Origin of the sequence: Staphylococcus sp. AntiMn-1 (genome assembly GCF_001663395.1) — a bacterium.
GTDB lineage: Bacteria > Bacillota > Bacilli > Staphylococcales > Staphylococcaceae > Staphylococcus > Staphylococcus equorum.
In genome coordinates, this window is sequence record NZ_CP012968.1 from 2,551,630 (window position 1) to 2,571,119 (window position 19,490).

Here is a 19,490-nt window from a genome sequence, read left to right on the forward strand (position 1 = left end):
TTACTCCCATTAATTGGGGTCAGTTCAAAATCAAAATTTGATTCCTTTCCGTTCTCTTTTTATTACAATGAGTTAAGTTATTTAACTTTTCTGCCATGTAAGAAGAAATAAATAATAGCTGCTATAAGTACGATGACGGCCATAATAGCATATAATTGTGCATAAGATACGGAGGATGTCATAAAGCCTAAAACATATGGTCCAAACCCAACTCCTAAATCTAATCCGATAAAATAGGTTGAAGTTGCTATACCATATTTAGCAGGTGGTGATACTTTAATGGCAATAGCTTGCATACAGGATGAAATATTTCCATAACCTGCACCTAAGAACAAGCCAGCAAGAATGAGTAACCAACCATTATTTGTAATACTTAAAGTAACGAATGTAAGGATTAAGAATACAAAGGCAGGATATGCAATGACGTTCTCATTTTTTTGATCCATGAGACGACCTGCAATTGGTCGAGTGATCAATGATGCAATGGCATAAAATATAAAGAAGTAACTAGAAATCGTTACTAAATTTATCTCTTGAGCAAAGAATTGCAAAAATGTAAGTATTGAAGAATAAGTTAAACCTGAAATCAACATAATTATTGCTACAGGTATGGCTTCTTTTGCAATGTAATTATTAATGTTGAATTTTTTACTTGTTGTTTTTTGAGTAGTTGTATCAGTTGTATCGAGCTTAAATTGTAGATTTACAAAGAAAGAAATTAATAAGCTTACTACACCACAAACAAGACAAATTAAGAATAACATTTTAATTGGAAAAGTATTAATTAATAGTAAACCAAGGAAAGGGCCAATAGCTGCACCAATAACAAGGCTTAAAGAAAATAAACTAATGCCTTCACTTTTTCTATCATTAGGCGTGACATAAGCAGCGATGGTGCCTGTTGCCGTTGTAGTAATTCCTGTAGCAATACCGTTGATTAGTCTAGTAAACATGAGTAATGTTATAGAACCTTCTATAAAATATAACAATTGGGTAACGAGTAAAAATACTAATCCAATTAACAATATACGTTTCGGTCCGACTTTATTTACATATTTACCAGTTACAAAACGGCCAATTAAGGAACCTATGATAAAGAGTCCTGTTACTAAGCCAGCGGTGCTATCTGAAACATTATATTCAGATTTAGCATAACTGGCGATTATTACTATAAGTAAGTACATACATAAGTATATTAAAAAATTGGTTATAAAGTTTATATTAAAACTTTTTGTCCATATGGGTGATTTTGTTGGTATTGCTTGCTTCATATTACCCTTCCTCCATTTTTGTTATAGCTTCATGTATTGATTGAATAGTCTTAACTGCCTGTTTAAGATCGCCTTCAGATAATCCTGTGTCTTCAATAAGCTGATCTTGTACCTTATCAACTCGAGTACTAATGTTGTTATATAATAGCTGACCTTCTTTTGAGAGTGCTAATAATTTCTCCCTTTTATCAATTCCAGGCTCAATTGAAAGCAATGATTTTTCAGAAAGTACTTTTAAAATCTTACGTGTCGTTGGTTTCTCGATGGCACGGCGCTTTGATATTTGTACCAAAGTAGTAGGCGCATTGTATGCTATATCTTTAAATACTAACCATTGAGCAGGATATAGATCAAACTCTTCAAATATAGGTTGAAACAATTTTGTGTATGGTCTATAAATTGCAATAAGGTTATTAAATATAATATTTTTTTCCATAATGACCTCCTAATATAGTTAGCTTTGCTAACTTAATTTACAGCATACTTATTCTATTCTTTTTTAATAAAAAAATCAATAGTAGGCGATGTAAAATCATTAAAAATTCAAGAAAAAGTTTATGGAGATAAGAAATTTATTACGTAGCGTTAGTTAAGACAAGTAAAGTGGTATACAATTTGTTAAGATATAGTTAAAGCTAAAATAAGGGAGATACCTAATGCAGTATTTAAAATTAGATCATATGATTCATTATATTCATCAATTAGATAACTTTAAATATCCGGGGCATTTGTTTAAATTACATCAAGGTGGCCACCATGAAAGGTTGGGAACTTATAACAGATTAGCCTATTTGAATAATGCATATATAGAGTTGTTAGACGTGTATAAACCCGACGTATTATTAAAAATGATAAAAACAGATGAAGGACGTGTATCGTTTCCTTCTAAAATAGTGCAAGATAATTATAGTCAAGGTATAAAAACACTGGCATTTCGTACGCAAGATATTCATCAATTGAAAAAAGATTTGGAAACGAGAAATATAGAGGTCATTGGTCCCATAGATATGCATAGGGAAAATGTGAAAGGTGATAAAACATCTTGGAAATTGCTTTATATTGCAGATCCAGACTATAGAGTAAAACCACCATTTTTTATACAGTGGAGTGAAGCTGAAGAAGTGAGAAATGAAAAATTAGAACCGTTGCAACAAAAAGAATTTACGATTAAAACAATTAATATACACAGCACAGAACGAGAGCATACTGTAAAAAAATGGGAATATTGGTTTGATATGGAAAAAATAAGTGAAACTAAAACATATACTGCATTAAAATTAAAAAATGATGATGTCGTTTACCACATTTATGATGGTGAACATTCAGGGTATAAATCAGTCACATTAAGAGACGATAAAACTTCATCATCGTATACTTTAATTATTCGAGGAGCAAGCTATCAGTTCGAGGCAGATTAATAAATATAAAGGTATGCGCTATGTGCAATAATGAAAATGTGTATCAATGAAATAATAAGTGTTAAAATAGTTAAATACGTGGCGACTTTATGTGTACGTAATAATAATAAGTAAACACATATAACAAAAGACAACGCTGCTAAAATTACTCTTAAGCTTAAGTATGATATTGACAGTGGTTCGATAAAAGCTTGAACTACAAAGATTAAATTAATAATCAGTAATAATCCAATAATAAAAATACGCATGAAAACACCTCGTTTTTTCTTTTAATATAGTATAACAAATGAATTGTTTATATGTGAAATTATGAGCGAAGCAATGTATAATATCAAAGTATTGAATTGGTAAAGGAGACATCAGTTGTATGGAAAAGATGAATATCACAAATCAAGCACATGATGCATTTGTTAAGTCGCATCCACAGGGTGATTTATTACAATTAACAAAATGGGCAGAAACAAAAACACTAACTGGATGGTATTCAAAACGTATTGCAGTTGGAGAAGAGGGCGAAGTAAAAGGCGTTGCTCAACTATTATTCAAAAAGGTACCTAAGTTACCATATACGTTATGCTATATTTCTAGAGGTTTTGTTACAGATTACAGTAATAAACTCGCATTAGAAACGCTTTTAGAGTACGCAATGCAAATTGCAAAAGAAGAAAAAGCGTACGCTATTAAAATTGATCCAGATGTTGAAGTAGACAAAGGTGCTGACGCATTAACAAACCTAAGATCACTAGGATTTAAACACAAAGGTTTCAAAGAAGGTTTATCTAAAGATTATATACAACCAAGAATGACAATGATAACACCAATTGAAAAGTCGGATGAAGAACTTATACAAAGTTTTGAAAGACGTAATCGTTCAAAAGTCAGATTAGCTTTAAAACGTGGTACGACTGTTGAGCGTTCTAATAGAGAAGGCTTAAAAACATTTGCTAACTTAATGCAAATTACAGGTGAACGTGATGGCTTTTTAACACGTGATATTAGTTATTTCCAAAATATATACGATGCTATGAATCCAGATGGCGATGCAGAATTATTCTTAGTTAAATTAGAGCCTAAACCAGTACTCGAAGATTTAAGAGAAGACTTATCACAGCTTGAGCAAGAAAAAGTTAAATTAGCTGAAAAAAAACAAGATAAAAAAACACTAAATAAAATCAACGATGTAAATAATAAAATCGTTAAAACCCAAGAATTAATTGAGGATATGGAAAAATTAGAACTATCGCACCCTGAAGGTATTTATTTGTCAGGCGCGTTGTTAATGTTCGCAGGTAACAAATCATATTATCTATATGGTGCCTCTTCAAATGAATATCGTGATTTTCTACCAAACCATCATATGCAGTTTGCTATGATGCAATATGCTAGGGAACACGGCGCAACAACTTATGATTTTGGTGGTACTGATAATGATCCTGATAAAGACTCCGATCACTATGGCTTATGGACATTCAAAAAAGTTTGGGGCACATATTTAAGTGAAAAAATAGGTGAGTTTGATTATGTATTAAACAAACCACTGTATCAATTAATTGAAAATGTAAAACCGAAGCTTACTAAGGCAAAAATTAGAATATCTCGTAAACTTAGAAGTAAGTAAAATGTAATAAAATAGTTAAACATAAAAATGCACAGTATAAAGTTTTGATTTAAATTTTATAAAACTTTATACTGTGCATTTTTTAAATACTAAATAAATTTAAAAATTCGAAATATTTTATAAAATTATTAGCATGTATGATATTGTAAGTTAGAGACTTATGGTAAATTAGATATAACGAAATGAAAGTACGAGAGGAGATTAAGCGCATGATAAAAAAATTATTACAGTTTTCATTAGGAAATAAATTTGCAATCTTCTTAATGGTCTTGTTAGTTATATTAGCTGGCATATACTCGAGTTCTAAAATGAAACTCGAACTATTACCAGATGCCGAACCACCTATAATTACAATACAAACAGCATTACCGGGGCAACTCCAGAAACAGTAAAGGAAGACATTAGCGATAAAATAGATAGTCAAGTTAGGTCTATGTCTGATGTTAAAAGCGTAAGCGCTCAATCTATACAAAATGCTTCAATGGTATCTGTAGAATATGAAGAAACTGCAGATATGGATAAAGCGGAAAATGATTTGCAGAAAGAAATCGATAAGATTAAATTTGATGAAGAGGTTGAGGAACCGGAACTGACAAGAAGTTCAATGGATGCATTTCCTATCGTAGCTTATTCATTTAGTAATAAGGAAGATAACCTGAAAGATACGACAAATAAAATTAACAACGAACTGATCCCACGTCTAGAAACAATTGAAGGCATACAAACTGCACAACTTAACGGTCAAACGTCACGAGAAGTATCTGTGAAGTTTGATCAAGATAAATTACAAGAAAGTGGTTTAAGTGCAGAAAGTGTTCAACAATTTCTAAAGAGTGCTACAAGTGAAACGCCACTCGGATTATTCCAATTTGATAAGACAGAAAAATCTGTTGTTATCGATGGTCAATTCACATCGGTAGATGCATTGAAAGATTTAGAAATCCCACTAACTGCAGGTGCTGGCTCTAGCACTCAAGGACAAAGTGCAAGTGGTTCAACTCAACAAGGCGCAGCACAAGGTCAAGATGGTTCGGGAGCTTCTTCGCAAGGTTCAGCAATGCAAGGTGCTGGAGCAAGTAGTAGCTCAGGTGGAGCAAGCGTACCATCAGTAAAATTAGATGATATTGCTGATGTCTCTGTAGGCGATGTACGTGAGTCTATTTCCAAAACAAATGGTAAAGATGCGGTGAATGTACAGGTTACTAAATCACAAGATGCTAACACTGTAAAAGTAGCCGAAGATACTAAAAATGAAATTGATAAATTTGTTAAAGAAAATCCTGATGTCAATTCAACTAAAGTCATGGATACAGCGAAACCTATACAAGATTCTCTTTACACTATGATTGAAAAAGCAGCTTTAGGTACAATGGTGGCGATTATCGTAATCTTGTTATTCTTAAGAAACATAAGAACGACTGCAATTTCAATTGTATCCATACCAATGTCTATCTTAATAGCGATGGTGGCATTGAAATTATCAGATGTTTCATTAAATATTCTTACTTTAGGCGCATTAACCGTTGCTATAGGACGTGTGATTGATGACTCTATCGTAGTAGTAGAAAATATATACCGACGATTATCAGATAAGGAAGAGCAATTAAGCGGAGATAAATTAGTTATAAGTGCTACAAGTGAAGTATTCAAACCAATTTTATCATCTACTATAGTGACAATTATTGTATTCTTGCCACTAGTCTTTGTAACAGGTTCAGTAGGGCAAATGTTTAGACCATTTGCACTTGCAATTGCTTTTAGTTTATTAGCGTCACTTCTTGTTTCTGTAACAATTGTTCCAGCATTAAGTGCAACGTTCTTTAAAAAAGGAATCAAACAACATAAAGAAAAGAAACTAGGTTTGATAGGTAGTAATTACAAAAAAGTATTAAATTGGTCATTAAACCATAAATGGATTGTTATTATTATTAGTACAATCATTTTGATAGCAAGTATTGGGCTAGGTGCTGCTAAACTTGGTACAAGTTTCATTTCCACAGGTGAAGATAAGTATATGACACTTACATATACACCAGAACCTGGTGAAACTGAAGAAGGCGTTTTGAATCATGCGGAAGAAGTACAGAAATATTTAAATAAAAAAGATAAAGTAAATACTGTTCAATATTCAGTTGGTGGTGCGACGCCAACTGACCCTACTGGAAGTTCAAACAGCATGGCGATAATGGTGGAATATGATTCTAACACACCAAATTTTGATGAAGAACCAGATAAAGTGCTCAGTCATATTGAAAAATATAAACACCCTGGTGATTGGGGTAATCAAGATATGGGTACTGGCACAGACAACAAAGCATTAGAAATTGCAGTTACAGGTCCATCATTAGATTCGATAGAAGGAACCGTAAAAAAAGTTGAAGACGAAATGAAAGATATTAAAGGATTAGCTAATGTTAAGTCAGACTTATCACAAACTTATGAGCAATATAATATCAAAGTCGATCAAAATAAAGCTTCAAGCTATGGTTTGTCAGCTTCGCAATTAGCAATGACATTAAATCAAAATACACCTGAACAAACGGTTACGACTGTTAAAGAAAAAGGTAAATCCATAGATGTAAAAGTTAAAGAAGACAAAGATAAAAACTGGACAGAAGAAAAATTAGAAAGCACAGAAGTACAAACACCAACTGGTCAATCTATTGAGTTAAGCGAGATTGCCGATTTAGAAAAATCATCCACACCTAATAAAATAGAAACAGAAGCGGGTGATTACACTGCAACAGTTTCTACAAAAGTAACAAACGATGATGTCGGTGGTATGGCTCAAAAAGTAATATCTAAAGTGAACGATATAGATAAGCCAAATAACGTAGAAACTAAAGTAGGAGGGGCTAATGAAGATATAAGCAAAGCTATTTCTCAATTGGTGCTAGCAATGATAGCAGCAATAATAATTGTTTATTTAGTGCTTGTTCTTACGTTTAAAGGTGCGCTTGCACCATTTACAATTCTATTCTCTCTTCCATATACTGTAATAGGTGTAGTAATCGCACTTGTCTTAACTGGCGAAACAATATCAGTACCAAGTATGATAGGCATGCTTATGCTGATTGGTATCGTAGTCACAAACGCGATTGTGCTAGTAGATAGAGTTATTAATAAAGAAAAACAAGGTCTGGAAATGAAAGACGCATTATTAGAAGCTGGTGGTACGCGTATTAGACCAATTCTTATGACAGCTATAGCTACAATTGGTGCACTATTACCAATGTTGTTTGGTGAAGACAGCTCAATTATTATTTCAAAAGGTATGGCAGCGACAGTTATAGGTGGGTTAATTTCTTCTACATTATTAACGCTAATTGTAGTACCTGTTATTTACGAAATACTATTTAGTTTGAAAGATAAAATTATAAATAAACGTAACAAGAAAAAGTAAAAAATAGGTAACTCATATTAGGATGTATTAATAAACGCCTACAGAAAAACTGCTTACACAGTATTATATGTGTAAGCAGTTTTATTTGTCATTATATAGAAAAGATACAGAATAAATCATTTGTTTTCTTAGAGCTTATCTTGTCAGTTAACTGAAAATAATGCACTACGCAAAAAAAAGAGTATTGAAATAGGCAACTACTTCAATACTCAATATTTAAATAATTAATATAATATTAATACTAAAATAGCGTATACCACAAATAGTAAAATTGTAATTATATTTAAGATTTGAACGGCTTTAGAATCTTTTTTAAAGTTTTTAAATGCTGTAATTTCTACATTGCCAATGATAAGTAATAGTACGATGAACACCCACCAGTTTACTGCAGGGAAGGATAATGTTGTAATTGCTACAACAAATAATAAGAGCAAGGCCATAATAATACGTAAAATGCGTGTAATGATTGTTGGCATTTTAAATACACTGATGTAGCTTACTATAAGATATAATATTGGTAAAAAGATAAGGTACAGTTGCATTGAATTACATCCTTTCTATGTATGCACTTAATCTTAGCACGTAAAAAATTGATTTACTAGGATGTTATTTACGTTCTTTTTGACTAATTTCTGAACGAACAGATGCAATTTCTTTTTCTATGTCTTCAAGTTGTCGTAATAATGGGTCAACTTGTTGATTGACGGACTCTCTTTTTTCAAGGTCACCTTGTAGTCTCACATAATCATATTTTAGTTCAGCTAATTTTTCTTTTAAATCCATTTTTACACACTCCTTTTGTATGCAGCACTAACCACACTATTTTAGTTTAAATTATAACATGAAATTGAAAGCTTCTAAAATAACCGAGTTATATGTTAAAGTATGAAAATGGAATGAAAACGAAAAGATGTAACGAAAGAAGGTTTATTGTGACCCAACAATTTATCATAATTATTTTACTTATTGCATTAGGTTATGCACTTAAAAGAATTAATTACTTTAAGGCAAACGACAGCCAAGTCTTTGCAACATTAGTTCTAAATGTCACATTGCCTTCGCTCGTGATAGTTAATTTAAACGAAGCAGATTTAGATTTATCTCTTTCTGTCTTACCTATACTGATGATTTTATATGGTGTTTTAACAAAATTAATCATGTTATGGTTCTTTATGAAATATGATAATCAAATACGAGGGACAACTGGTATGATGATGGCTTCACTCAATATAGGCTTATTTGCATATCCACTAGTAGAAGCCATATGGCCAAATACTGGTATGATTTATTTTGGTATGGTAGATATTGGTGGCGCAATTATTATGTTTGGGGTTACTTACTTTGTAGGAAGCTATTTTAGTAGTTCAGGTGATAGTTTTGACTTTAAATATTTAGCGAAAAATCTTCTTAAATCAGTACCGTTAATGACATATATCATCATGTTTATTTTAAATATGCTCAATATTCATTTTCCAGATCCAGTAATTGATTTCTTCTCTGTACTATCAGGGGCTAATATGCCATTATCGATGATCTTGATAGGGTTAATGTTGAATTTTAGTATAGATAAACGCTTTTTACCAATTGCGATGAAGTACATTTTATTACATTATGGTCTAGGTGTTATCGCTGGCTTACTCGTATATTTCTTTTTACCAGTTGATGATCAAATGGTAAAAACAACACTACAGGTTGCATGGTTATTACCCGTAGGTGTAGCCATCATACCTTATGCAATTCAATTTAAATATAAGACATTACCACTGGTAGGTATGGTCACCAATTTAACGATTGTTATTAGTATAATTATATTATACATTTACCAAGCTTTATTTGTATAAGTGAAGGGGAGGAATCTCATTTTTCTGAAAATATTTCAGCGTATGAGCCGAGTCCCACAAGGCTGACTAGAAAATGCAATGCAAAAGCTAAAGTTCATGTATAAGAACTACTTGTTTTCATAAACGAAGTAGTAGTTATTTAAAAGCTTGATATAAGTACATTTTCAATTCAGTCATCCACTGCCAATATAATAATTGAGACTGAGACATGTATTTTGTCTCAGTCTCACCTAGGGCACGCTTGTTATTTACAAGTGTGCTTTTTGCTGGCGCTAATGATTGCTCACTAGATTAAATGTTAGTTTAACCTTTACCACCCATAAATGCAGGATAATTTGTCATACCACCATCGACATATATTGTTGTGCCATGAATATAATCCGCTAAGTCAGAAGCTAAAAATCTTGCGACGTTAGCAACTTGACTAGCTTCGCCAATGATTTTAGATGGGATCATTTCTAATGTTTCTTCACGTGTTGTTGGATCAGAGAATTTTTCTTTCGTGTGTTCAGTAACGATAGCTCCCGGTGAAATATTATTAATACGAATACCATATTGTGCATATTCCATCGACATTGTTTCCATCATTAATTTTAATCCGCCTTTACTTGCTGCGTAGTTTACATAGTTTGGCCATGGAATTTTATCATGAACACTTGACGTGTTGATAATTACACCTTTTTTATCTTCTTTTAAAAATTGGTTTATAGCTGTTTTTGAGCCTATAAATGCACCAGTCAAATTGACGTCAATTACTTTTTGCCATTCTTCTAAAGGCATTTCATGTGTAGGAATCGGTTTTTCAAATCCAGCGTTATTAATTAAGATATCGAGTGTACCAAATTGATCTACAGCAGATTGAATTAAACGTTCTACATCATCTTCTTTTGATATGTCAGCTTGTACCTTGATTGCCTTGCCGCCTGCATCTTCAATTAATCTAATAGTTTGAGATACAACTTCTAAATGGCGTTCTGAGCGATAATTTATAACGACGTTGGCTTTTTCATCACCAAACTGTTCTGCCATAGCTTTTCCAATACCGCTACCAGCACCTGTAATCACTACAACTTTACCTTCTAAGTCTTTAAACATAATGTATGACGCCTCCTTGATAGTAATAGTATAAAACAAAAAGTTTAAGACAAATATTAAATGATTAGAGGTGAAAGTCACTAATCATTTAATATGCAATGAAAAATTGTCGTTGCCTTAAACTTAATGTTGTTTATCTATTTGTAATACATGATATTTGATTGTTAATGTTAACCTTTAATATTTCCGAGTACAAAGGCAGCAATGACAATGAGAACAATACCAGCCCATATGCCAGTCATTTGACGTTTGTCTTTACGCTCACCTAATAGGAAAATACCGCCAAGTGTAGATACGATGACTAATAATTGGGATAATGAAAAACTTGTTGCTACACCGACTTTGGGTTGTGAATAGAACATAAATAAATTACCTATCCCCCAAATAACACCTGGAATTAAATTCCATACAGTACTTTTTATTGATGTTTCGTGTTTAGCTGATAGAATTAAGCCACCAATCGCCATACCTATAGATTGGAAGAAAAGGGCATTCATTCCATCTACACCGAAGATTTGAGCTATAACTACATACACGACGTAACCTACAGTAGAAATTAATAAGATAGGCATTGCTTTACCAAAGTTTTTCGTGCTTTCTGATGCTTCATTTTTGCCTTTAATAGACGTCATAGCAATACCAATAACGAGTAATACCATAGCGAGTAGGCCTAGTGTAACTTGAGTACCAGTACTCCATTCACCTAAAAATACAGCACTAAATAATGTTGTACCTACTAATTGTAAACCAGTAGAGATAGGCATTGTTTTAGACACACCAATTAAACTAATTGATTTCAATTGGTAGCCTTGACCAAGTGCCCAAAAAGCACCTGAAATTAAACCGACAATAATAATAGTGGGGTCACCAAATTCAGCATTGCCAGTTAATAATAAAATAATACCAATGATTAATGCACCAAATGTAGTACCTCTAATTTGGTTATAAGGGCCACCACCAACGAGCACATTAATTAAAACAACACTTCCCCAAAATAACGCGGGTAAAAGGGCAATTAATATATCCATACTTTATCTTCACTCACTCTCTATTTAAATAATACTTTCCTTTCAAAATAACTATCTTAGATTGCCCTTGTATGATATTTTAAAGCAAAATATTAATATAGTAAAAAATATTAGATTATATACAAAATTATTTTACATCATTGTGAAATATGATGGGTAACTGTTTTGAGTATTTTTAATAAGAATAATTAAAATAAGCTTAAAATTTGGTTGGATTCCAAATTTTAAGCTTATAAAGGTATAACGAATTAAATATGAGCAGCGACGTATTTAAATTTTTTATATTCATAATTGATATTAAAACCTAGCTCATTAAAACGTTCAACGAGTGTCGTGTTTTTACTACGTATTTTGAAAAAAACTTTTTCTATATCGTGATTAGTAAACGCGATGTGTATAGCGTGTGATAGTAAATCAAATGCTATGCCTTTAAGTCTATAATCAGAGTGTGAAGAAAAATATTTAATTTCTGCCTTATGACTATTTTCGAAAATTTGAAGGTAGAGATAACCTTTCAGTAGTCCCTCAGACATAAAGATAAATAGGCGATGATGCTCATCTAGTGATTCAACAATTTCATCTGCAGTCATTACATCATGTTTAAATGTGTGTTCGTGCAATTTACTAAATAAACGATAGTAAGCTGGCTGATATTCAGTGATGTTTTGTGCATGCTCAATTTCACCAATATCTTGTGATGCTACTAAATAATAATCTGTAAAACTATAAGAAGATTGGATAGTTTTCATAAAATCTAAATAATTTTGTTCTGTTTCTTCAAAAGAAAAGTTGAAACTTGTAGACTCAGATTTGCTTTGTGCTAAGGTTTCAAATAAGTCTTGAAAAGCTGAAACTGATGGTGAAACTGATTTATTCACGAAAGGACCAAGAACTTTATATTTATTTTGTTCATATTGAAAGGCTGAAATTAGCATAATGATTTGGTCTTGATCATTTATTTGTGCATAGACGCCTGGATCTTCAATCAGTTGTTTTATGTTAGTTGTAATGTTTTTATGTGCTGGTGGTAATTTGTATAAATAAGAAGCTGAGCGATAATCTGCGTTAATTATAAATTGCTCTATCTGGTCATAGTCGTTTAATTTGATAGTTTTCATAAAATACCTCCGTCTGTAAACTATTTAAGTTAATTATAGGAACTTTTTGAAATAAATGGAAGTTTCGATGTGCTATATACATGTTACAATAAATATTATATTGAAATTGAAAGGGCGAAATTATGAAATCACTAATTATAGCTGAAAAACCTTCAGTAGGTAGAGACATTGCAAATACTTTGAATGTTAATGAAAAGCGCAATGGCTACTTTGAAAATAATAAATATATTGTCACTTGGGCGTTAGGACATTTAGTAACGAATGCTACGCCAGAACAGTATGATAATAATTATAAAGAATGGAAACTTGATGTTTTACCTATTATACCAAATAAAATGAAAACTGTTGTTATAAGTAAGACAAGAAAACAATTTTCAACAGTTCAATCTTTAATTAAGAACAATAATGTTAAAGACATCATCATTGCCACAGATGCTGGTAGAGAGGGAGAACTAGTAGCGCGATTAATATTAGATAAAGCACATAATCATAAACCAATTAAACGATTATGGATTAGTTCTGTAACAAATAAAGCAATTAAAGATGGTTTTAATAAATTACAAGATGGTCGTAAATATGACAATTTATATCACGCTGCATTAGCACGTAGTGAAGCAGATTGGATTGTTGGTATCAATGCTACACGTGCGTTGACAACTAAATATGACGCTCAATTGTCACTTGGCCGTGTGCAAACTCCTACAATACAATTAGTACAAATGAGACAAAATGAGATTAATCAATTCAAACCACAAACTTATTTCACGATGAAATTGAATGCAGGTGGTCTTAATTTTCAGTGTATTAAACCTCAATCACATCCAGATAAAACAATTTTTGAAGATATCAAGAAGGAAATTGAAGGACAAGTGGCAACGATTGAAACAATAACTAAAAGTCATAAAAAATCATACCCACAGCAATTGTTTAGTTTAACTGACTTACAACAAGAAGCTTATAAACGTTATCACTTAGGACCTAAAGAGACATTAAATACACTACAAGCATTATATGAAAGACATAAACTTGTGACGTATCCTCGTACAGATTCAAATTATTTAACTGATGACATGGTAGATACGCTTAAAGACCGTTTGCAAGCAATTATGGCTACCACTTTAAAAGACATTGCAAAAGGACAAATGTCACAATCATTTTCTGCTAAACAAAGATTTGTAAATAATAGTAAAGTATCAGATCATCACGCTATTATACCAACAGAAGTACGTCCTGATATGAATCAATTAAGCCAACGAGAATCAAAAATATACATGATGATTGCTCAAAGATACTTAGAAAATCTAATGCCACCTCATGAATACGAAGCAGTTTCTATAGAATTAAGTGTTGGTAGATATAAATTTACTTTTAAAGATAAAATCACTACAAAATTAGGATTTAAAGCAGCCTATGATACACAAGAAAAAACAAATGAACAAATTACTCAAATGCAAAAAGGCGCAACACTTAAAATCACTCGCGTGAACATAGACCAACATGAAACAACACCTCCAGCGTATTTTAATGAAGGAACTTTACTCAAAGCGATGGAAAGCCCTCAGAAATTCTTTGCGTTAGATGATAAAAAACATAATGACACATTAAAAGAAACGGGTGGTATAGGTACTGTAGCAACTAGAGCAGATATCATAGAAAAATTATTTAATATGAATGCGATTGAAGCACGTGATGGCAAAATAAAAGTAACTTCTAAAGGAAAACAAATTTTAGAATTAGCACCAAAAAAACTTACTTCTCCATTATTGACAGCAGAATGGGAAGAAAAACTTTCACTCATTGAACAAGGCAAATATGATGTGAAACAGTTTATATCAGAGATGAAACAATTTACTAACGACGTTGTATCTGAAATTAAGGAAAGTGAACAAAGGTATAAGCATGACAATTTAACTACTACTGAGTGTCCAACTTGCGGCAAATTTATGATTAAAGTTAAAACGAAAAATGGACAAATGTTAGTTTGTCAGGATCCAACGTGTAAAACGAAAAAGAATGTTCAAAGAAAAACTAACGCACGCTGTCCTAATTGTCATAAAAAAATGACATTATTTGGAAGAGGGAAGGATGCCGTTTATCGCTGTGTTTGTGGTCATACTGAAAGTCAGGCTCAAATGGATAAACGACATAAAAATAAAAAGTCAGATAAAATAAATAAAAAAGATATGAAAAAATACATGAATAAAGATGAAGGTATAGAGAATAACCCATTCCAAGACGCGCTAAAAGACCTTAAATTCTAAAATAATCGAACAAACGAAATATATAATTTAACAAAGTTCGTGTTTGCTATTGTAAAATAGTTAATTTGATATTAAAATATGAAGGTATTTTAAAAAAAGGAGAACTAACTGTGAAAAAGTATTTCAAGTTTGATAAACATGGAACAAGCTATAAGAAAGAGATACTTGGTGGGCTAACGACTTTCTTATCTATGGCATACATTTTAGCTGTTAACCCTCAAGTACTTAGTTTAGCAGGCGTTGATGGCGTGTCTGACGATATGAAAATGGATCAAGGTGCTATTTTCGTTGCCACAGCACTTGCAGCTTTTGTTGGCTCACTATTTATGGGGCTAATCGCACGATATCCGATTGCTTTAGCACCTGGTATGGGCTTAAATGCATTCTTTGCATTTACTGTTGTATTAACTATGGGCATTCCTTGGGAAGTCGGTTTAACTGGAGTACTATTTTCTGGTTTAGTATTTGCAGTCCTCACTATGACGGGGCTACGGGAAATAATCATAAACGCAATTCCTTTCCAGATGAAAATGGCAGTTTCTGCTGGGATCGGGTTATTTATCACCTTTGTAGGGTTACAAAGTTCTGGTATTATTGTTTCCAATGATTCTACGTTAGTTACATTGGGGCAAATTACTGAGGGTCCTGTACTCTTAACTATATTTGGTATTATTATCACTGTTATACTCTATGCGGTTAGAGTGCCAGGAGCAATATTTATTGGTATGATGCTTACGTCTATTCTTGGTATGATTACTGGTCTTATACATACGCCGAGTGGCATTGTAGGTCAAATTCCAAGTATTGAACCAACTTTCGGTGCAGCTTTTGAAGCCTTTAAAGATCCATCACAATTATTTACTGTTCAATTTCTAATTGTTATCCTAACATTCTTATTCATAGATTTCTTTGACACAGCAGGAACTTTAGTAGCAGTAGCTAGTCAAGCTGGTATGATGAAAGATAACAAACTTCCAAGAGCTGGACGTGCACTTTTCTCAGATTCATTAGCAACAATCGTAGGTTCAATTTTTGGTACCACAACAACGACTACATATATTGAATCAACATCAGGTGTTGCTGTCGGAGCTAGGACAGGATTTGCAAGTGTAGTAACAGGTTTTTGTTTCTTATTAGCGATATTCTTTAGTCCACTTATGGAAGTAGTGACGAGTGCAGTTACTACACCTGCATTAGTTGTAGTTGGTGTCTTAATGGCTTCAAACTTTGCAGAAATAGATTGGAAGAAATTTGAAGTTGCAGTACCGGCTTTTGTTACAATTATTATGATGCCGTTATCATATTCAATTGCGACAGGTATTGCTTGCGGGTTTATATTCTATCCAATTACAATGTTAATCTCTAAAAGACATAAAGAAATACATCCTATTATGTATGGCTTAATGGTATTATTTATTCTCTATTTCGTGTTTGTTCACGGATAAATTAAAAGCACATTGTTGAACGTCAAAGTGACACAACAATGTGCTTTTATATTTTATAAATAATCAATTTGGAATTGTTTAGAATTCGTAGGTAGTATTATACATCAAATCTATATTATACAAGAAGTAAAAACAAGTTTCTTCATTATAATAGCAATTTTAGAAAAGGTAATAAAATTCATGCTTTACATAAAGAAGGAATTTACCTGATTGGTATGATTTAACCAAACAAAGACTCATACAATATACGCTCGATGAAAAATAGTTAATCCTAACTAACAGAACTTATAAAACAAATTTAAAAAGAAAGACTAATTACTTATGAGTTTCTCTATATTCTGTATATACTACTTTTGCATTTTTGTTAGCTACATACAGAGGAGTTGAAAAGAGTACGAATATAAAGAAAAGCATTAAAAAGAATAAAATCCAATGCACAACCATACCTATGAAAGGTAAAAATGCAATGAATGAACCGATAAGACCTAATAATGGAATAACCATCATTGGTTTAATTGAGTTTTGTTTATCTACAATAAGTATTATCATAGTTACAAGGTATAATAGGGCGTTAATGAGCAATGGTTGCCAACCAAAACTAAGAATAATGCTACCACCAAGAAACGGAATACCATAAACAAACTCTCCTATAAGGAGTATAAAACTCAAAATTATAAGCGTAGTACGAATACCGCTTTTCATATCAAATCACCACCTAATATCTACTATTATAAAACAAACCAATGGATTTAAATAATAATAAGTAATAATCAATTGTAGAGATTTAAAAAGATTTTCAAAAAGATTTCAAAAAAGGTTGAAGTGATTAGCGTATTCAAGTACAATAACAAAGTATGTGTTAGACAAAAAGTATAAAAACTTTTGCAGAAAAGCTTGATTAATCACTGCTTTTCATGTAACATATCTAATGTTGGACTTTAAGAACACGCGATGAAGCGAAAGGTTACTGACACACCCGGCCGCTTTGCCATGGCGCTGTGTGAGATAGTTTTCGTGGAGAAGTCTATCACTTAAATGTAGACGAATAAGGAGGGAAAATTATGGCAAAACAAAAAATCAGAATCAGATTAAAAGCTTATGATCACCGCGTAATCGATCAATCAGCAGAAAAAATTGTTGAAACAGCAAAACGTTCTGGTGCAGATGTATCTGGACCAATTCCGTTACCGACTGAAAGATCAGTTTATACTGTAATTCGTGCCGTGCATAAGTACAAAGATTCACGTGAACAGTTCGAACAACGTACACATAAACGTTTAATCGATATTGTTAACCCTACACCAAAAACAGTTGATGCTCTTATGGGCTTAAACTTACCATCTGGCGTAGACATCGAAATCAAATTATAATAGAAAAATTTAGGAGGTGGACTTTCGATGACCAAAGGAATCTTAGGAAGAAAAATCGGGATGACACAAGTTTTCGGAGAAAACGGTGATTTAATCCCAGTAACAGTAGTAGAAGCAAGCCAAAACGTTGTATTACAAAAGAAATCTGAAGAGATTGATGGTTACAACGCAATACAAGTAGGCTACGAAGATAAACGAGCTTATAAAAAAGGTAGCAAAACGAGCAAATATGCTAACAAACCAGCTGAAGGCCATGCTAAAAAAGCAGGCACAGCACCTAAGCGCTTCATTCGTGAATTCAAAAACGTTAATGTTGATGAATACGAAGTAGGTCAAGAAGTCTCAGTTAATACATTTGAAGCTGGAGACGTAATTGATGTAACAGGCGTATCTAAAGGTAAAGGTTTCCAAGGTGCCATTAAACGTCATAATCAAGCACGTGGTCCAATGTCACATGGTTCTCATTTCCATAGATCACCTGGTTCAATAGGTATGGCATCAGATGCTTCAAAAGTCTTTAAAGGACAAAAAATGCCTGGACGTATGGGTGGAGACACAGTAACAGTTCAAAACTTAGAAGTAGTTCAAGTTGATACTGAAAACAATGTAATTTTAGTTAAAGGTAATGTACCTGGACCTAAAAAAGGTTTCTTAGAAATCACTTCATCAATCAAAGGTAATAAATAATATAGAATGAAAGGAGGATATGCATAATGGCAAATTATGATGTATTAAAAGTAGATGGAACTAAATCAGGTTCAGTTGAATTAAACGATGCAGTATTTGCAATCGAACCAAACAATAGTGTTCTTTTTGAAGCAATTAATTTACAACGTGCTTCATTACGCCAAGGTACACACGCTGTTAAGAACCGTTCAGCAGTACGAGGCGGCGGGGCTAAACCATGGAGACAAAAAGGTACAGGACGTGCGCGTCAAGGTACAATCCGTGCTCCACAATGGCGTGGTGGTGGTATCGTATTCGGACCAACACCAAGAAGCTACTCATACAAAATGCCTAAGAAAATGCGTCGTTTAGCATTACGCTCAGCATTATCTTATAAAGTACAAGAAAAAGGTTTAACTGTTGTTGATACATTAAACTTAGAAGCTCCAAAAACTAAAGAGTTCAAAGCTGTACTTTCAAATTTAGAACAACCTAAAAAAGTATTAGTAGTTACTGAATCAGAAGATGTAAACGTAGCATTATCTGCTCGTAACATTCCTGGTGTACAAGTTACTACAGCTCAAGGTTTAAATGTTCTAGATATCACAAGCGCTGACAGTGTAGTAATTACAGAATCAGCTGCTAAAAAAGTTGAGGAGGTGCTAGGATAATGGAAGCAAGAGACGTTCTTAAGCGCCCCGTAATCACTGAAAAATCATCTGTCGCTATGGCAGAAGACAAATACACATTCGACGTTGATACTCGTGCTAATAAAACACAAGTTAAAATCGCTGTTGAAGAAATCTTTGACGTAAAAGTTGCAAATGTAAACATCATCAACTACAAACCAAAGAAAAAACGTATGGGCCGTTACCAAGGCTATACAAACAAAAGACGCGTAGCAATTGTAAAATTAAAAGAAGGATCAATCGATCTATTCAACTAAAACATTACCA

The 19,490-nt window shown here is 32.7% G+C and carries 17 protein-coding genes and 1 pseudogene; 10 read left to right on the forward strand and 8 right to left on the reverse strand.

What is annotated here, in order from left to right:
- Positions 1–77: 77 nt before the first annotated feature.
- Complete coding sequence (locus AOB58_RS12240) at positions 78–1,271, reverse strand: MFS transporter (protein WP_064783521.1); 1,194 nt, start codon at positions 1,269–1,271, stop codon at positions 78–80.
- A gap of 1 nt (position 1,272) precedes the next feature.
- Entirely contained in the window at positions 1,273–1,707 is a 435-nt protein-coding gene (locus AOB58_RS12245; protein WP_002506951.1) for a MarR family winged helix-turn-helix transcriptional regulator, read from the reverse strand.
- A 220-nt stretch (positions 1,708–1,927) separates the two neighbouring features.
- Here AOB58_RS12245 and AOB58_RS12250 point away from each other — a divergent pair, with 220 nt between their 5' ends.
- The 3 genes and pseudogenes from AOB58_RS12250 (at position 1,928) to AOB58_RS12265 (ending at position 7,710) form a co-directional block, all read left to right on the forward strand.
- The gene (locus AOB58_RS12250) at positions 1,928–2,689 is read left to right on the forward strand and encodes a VOC family protein (RefSeq protein ID WP_064783522.1); all 762 of its coding nucleotides are present in this window, start codon (positions 1,928–1,930) and stop codon (positions 2,687–2,689) included.
- A 367-nt stretch (positions 2,690–3,056) separates the two neighbouring features.
- Entirely contained in the window at positions 3,057–4,307 is a 1,251-nt protein-coding gene (locus AOB58_RS12260) for a lipid II:glycine glycyltransferase FemX (protein WP_002506953.1), read from the forward strand.
- Between the two features lie 209 nt (positions 4,308–4,516).
- Positions 4,517–7,710: pseudogene (locus tag AOB58_RS12265) on the forward strand (efflux RND transporter permease subunit).
- 224 nt (positions 7,711–7,934) lie between these two features.
- Here AOB58_RS12265 and mspA read toward each other — a convergent pair.
- Together mspA and AOB58_RS13690 are read right to left on the reverse strand one after the other, a co-directional pair.
- The gene (gene mspA, locus AOB58_RS12270) at positions 7,935–8,252 is read right to left on the reverse strand and encodes a membrane stabilizing protein MspA (protein ID WP_064783523.1); all 318 of its coding nucleotides are present in this window, start codon (positions 8,250–8,252) and stop codon (positions 7,935–7,937) included.
- Positions 8,253–8,316: 64 nt separating this feature from the next.
- Positions 8,317–8,493, reverse strand: coding sequence for an SE1832 family protein (locus AOB58_RS13690; RefSeq protein WP_002511448.1), 177 nt, complete (start codon positions 8,491–8,493; stop codon positions 8,317–8,319).
- A 149-nt stretch (positions 8,494–8,642) separates the two neighbouring features.
- Between AOB58_RS13690 and AOB58_RS12275 the strand changes: the two genes are divergently transcribed.
- Positions 8,643–9,551, forward strand: coding sequence for an AEC family transporter (locus tag AOB58_RS12275; RefSeq protein WP_064783524.1), 909 nt, complete (start codon positions 8,643–8,645; stop codon positions 9,549–9,551).
- A 303-nt stretch (positions 9,552–9,854) separates the two neighbouring features.
- Here the strand turns inward: AOB58_RS12275 and AOB58_RS12280 are convergent, their stop codons facing one another.
- The 3 genes from AOB58_RS12280 to AOB58_RS12290 form a co-directional block, all read right to left on the reverse strand.
- Positions 9,855–10,646 (reverse strand): glucose 1-dehydrogenase, encoded by a 792-nt coding sequence (locus AOB58_RS12280; protein ID WP_064783525.1) that lies wholly within the window; start codon positions 10,644–10,646, stop codon positions 9,855–9,857.
- 170 nt (positions 10,647–10,816) lie between these two features.
- A complete protein-coding gene (locus AOB58_RS12285; RefSeq protein WP_002506959.1) occupies positions 10,817–11,674 on the reverse strand; it encodes a RhaT/GlcU family sugar-proton symporter in 858 nt (285 codons plus the stop codon).
- 248 nt (positions 11,675–11,922) lie between these two features.
- Positions 11,923–12,792, reverse strand: a complete 870-nt coding sequence (locus AOB58_RS12290; protein WP_002506960.1) for a GNAT family N-acetyltransferase — start codon at positions 12,790–12,792, stop codon at positions 11,923–11,925.
- Positions 12,793–12,914: 122 nt separating this feature from the next.
- Here AOB58_RS12290 and AOB58_RS12295 point away from each other — a divergent pair, with 122 nt between their 5' ends.
- Together AOB58_RS12295 and AOB58_RS12300 are read left to right on the forward strand one after the other, a co-directional pair.
- Positions 12,915–15,053: a DNA topoisomerase III gene (locus AOB58_RS12295; RefSeq protein WP_021338404.1), complete on the forward strand. Its 2,139-nt coding sequence runs from the start codon at positions 12,915–12,917 to the stop codon at positions 15,051–15,053.
- 110 nt (positions 15,054–15,163) lie between these two features.
- Positions 15,164–16,498: an NCS2 family permease gene (locus AOB58_RS12300; RefSeq protein WP_064783526.1), complete on the forward strand. Its 1,335-nt coding sequence runs from the start codon at positions 15,164–15,166 to the stop codon at positions 16,496–16,498.
- A gap of 315 nt (positions 16,499–16,813) precedes the next feature.
- Here AOB58_RS12300 and AOB58_RS12305 read toward each other — a convergent pair whose 3' ends face one another.
- Entirely contained in the window at positions 16,814–17,200 is a 387-nt protein-coding gene (locus AOB58_RS12305) for a hypothetical protein (RefSeq protein ID WP_002506963.1), read from the reverse strand.
- A 359-nt stretch (positions 17,201–17,559) separates the two neighbouring features.
- Between AOB58_RS12305 and rpsJ the strand changes: the two genes are divergently transcribed.
- Genes rpsJ through rplW form a run of 4 tightly spaced genes read left to right on the forward strand, consistent with a single transcriptional unit; the run spans position 17,560 to position 19,480 of the window.
- A complete protein-coding gene (gene rpsJ / locus AOB58_RS12310; protein WP_002482611.1) occupies positions 17,560–17,868 on the forward strand; it encodes a 30S ribosomal protein S10 in 309 nt (102 codons plus the stop codon).
- Between the two features lie 27 nt (positions 17,869–17,895).
- A complete protein-coding gene (gene rplC, locus AOB58_RS12315) occupies positions 17,896–18,555 on the forward strand; it encodes a 50S ribosomal protein L3 (protein WP_021338403.1) in 660 nt (219 codons plus the stop codon).
- Positions 18,556–18,581: 26 nt separating this feature from the next.
- Positions 18,582–19,205 (forward strand): 50S ribosomal protein L4, encoded by a 624-nt coding sequence (gene rplD / locus AOB58_RS12320; protein WP_021338402.1) that lies wholly within the window; start codon positions 18,582–18,584, stop codon positions 19,203–19,205.
- Entirely contained in the window at positions 19,205–19,480 is a 276-nt protein-coding gene (gene rplW / locus AOB58_RS12325) for a 50S ribosomal protein L23 (protein WP_002506966.1), read from the forward strand. Before rplD ends, rplW begins: the two co-directional genes overlap by 1 nt.
- Positions 19,481–19,490: the final 10 nt, after the last annotated feature.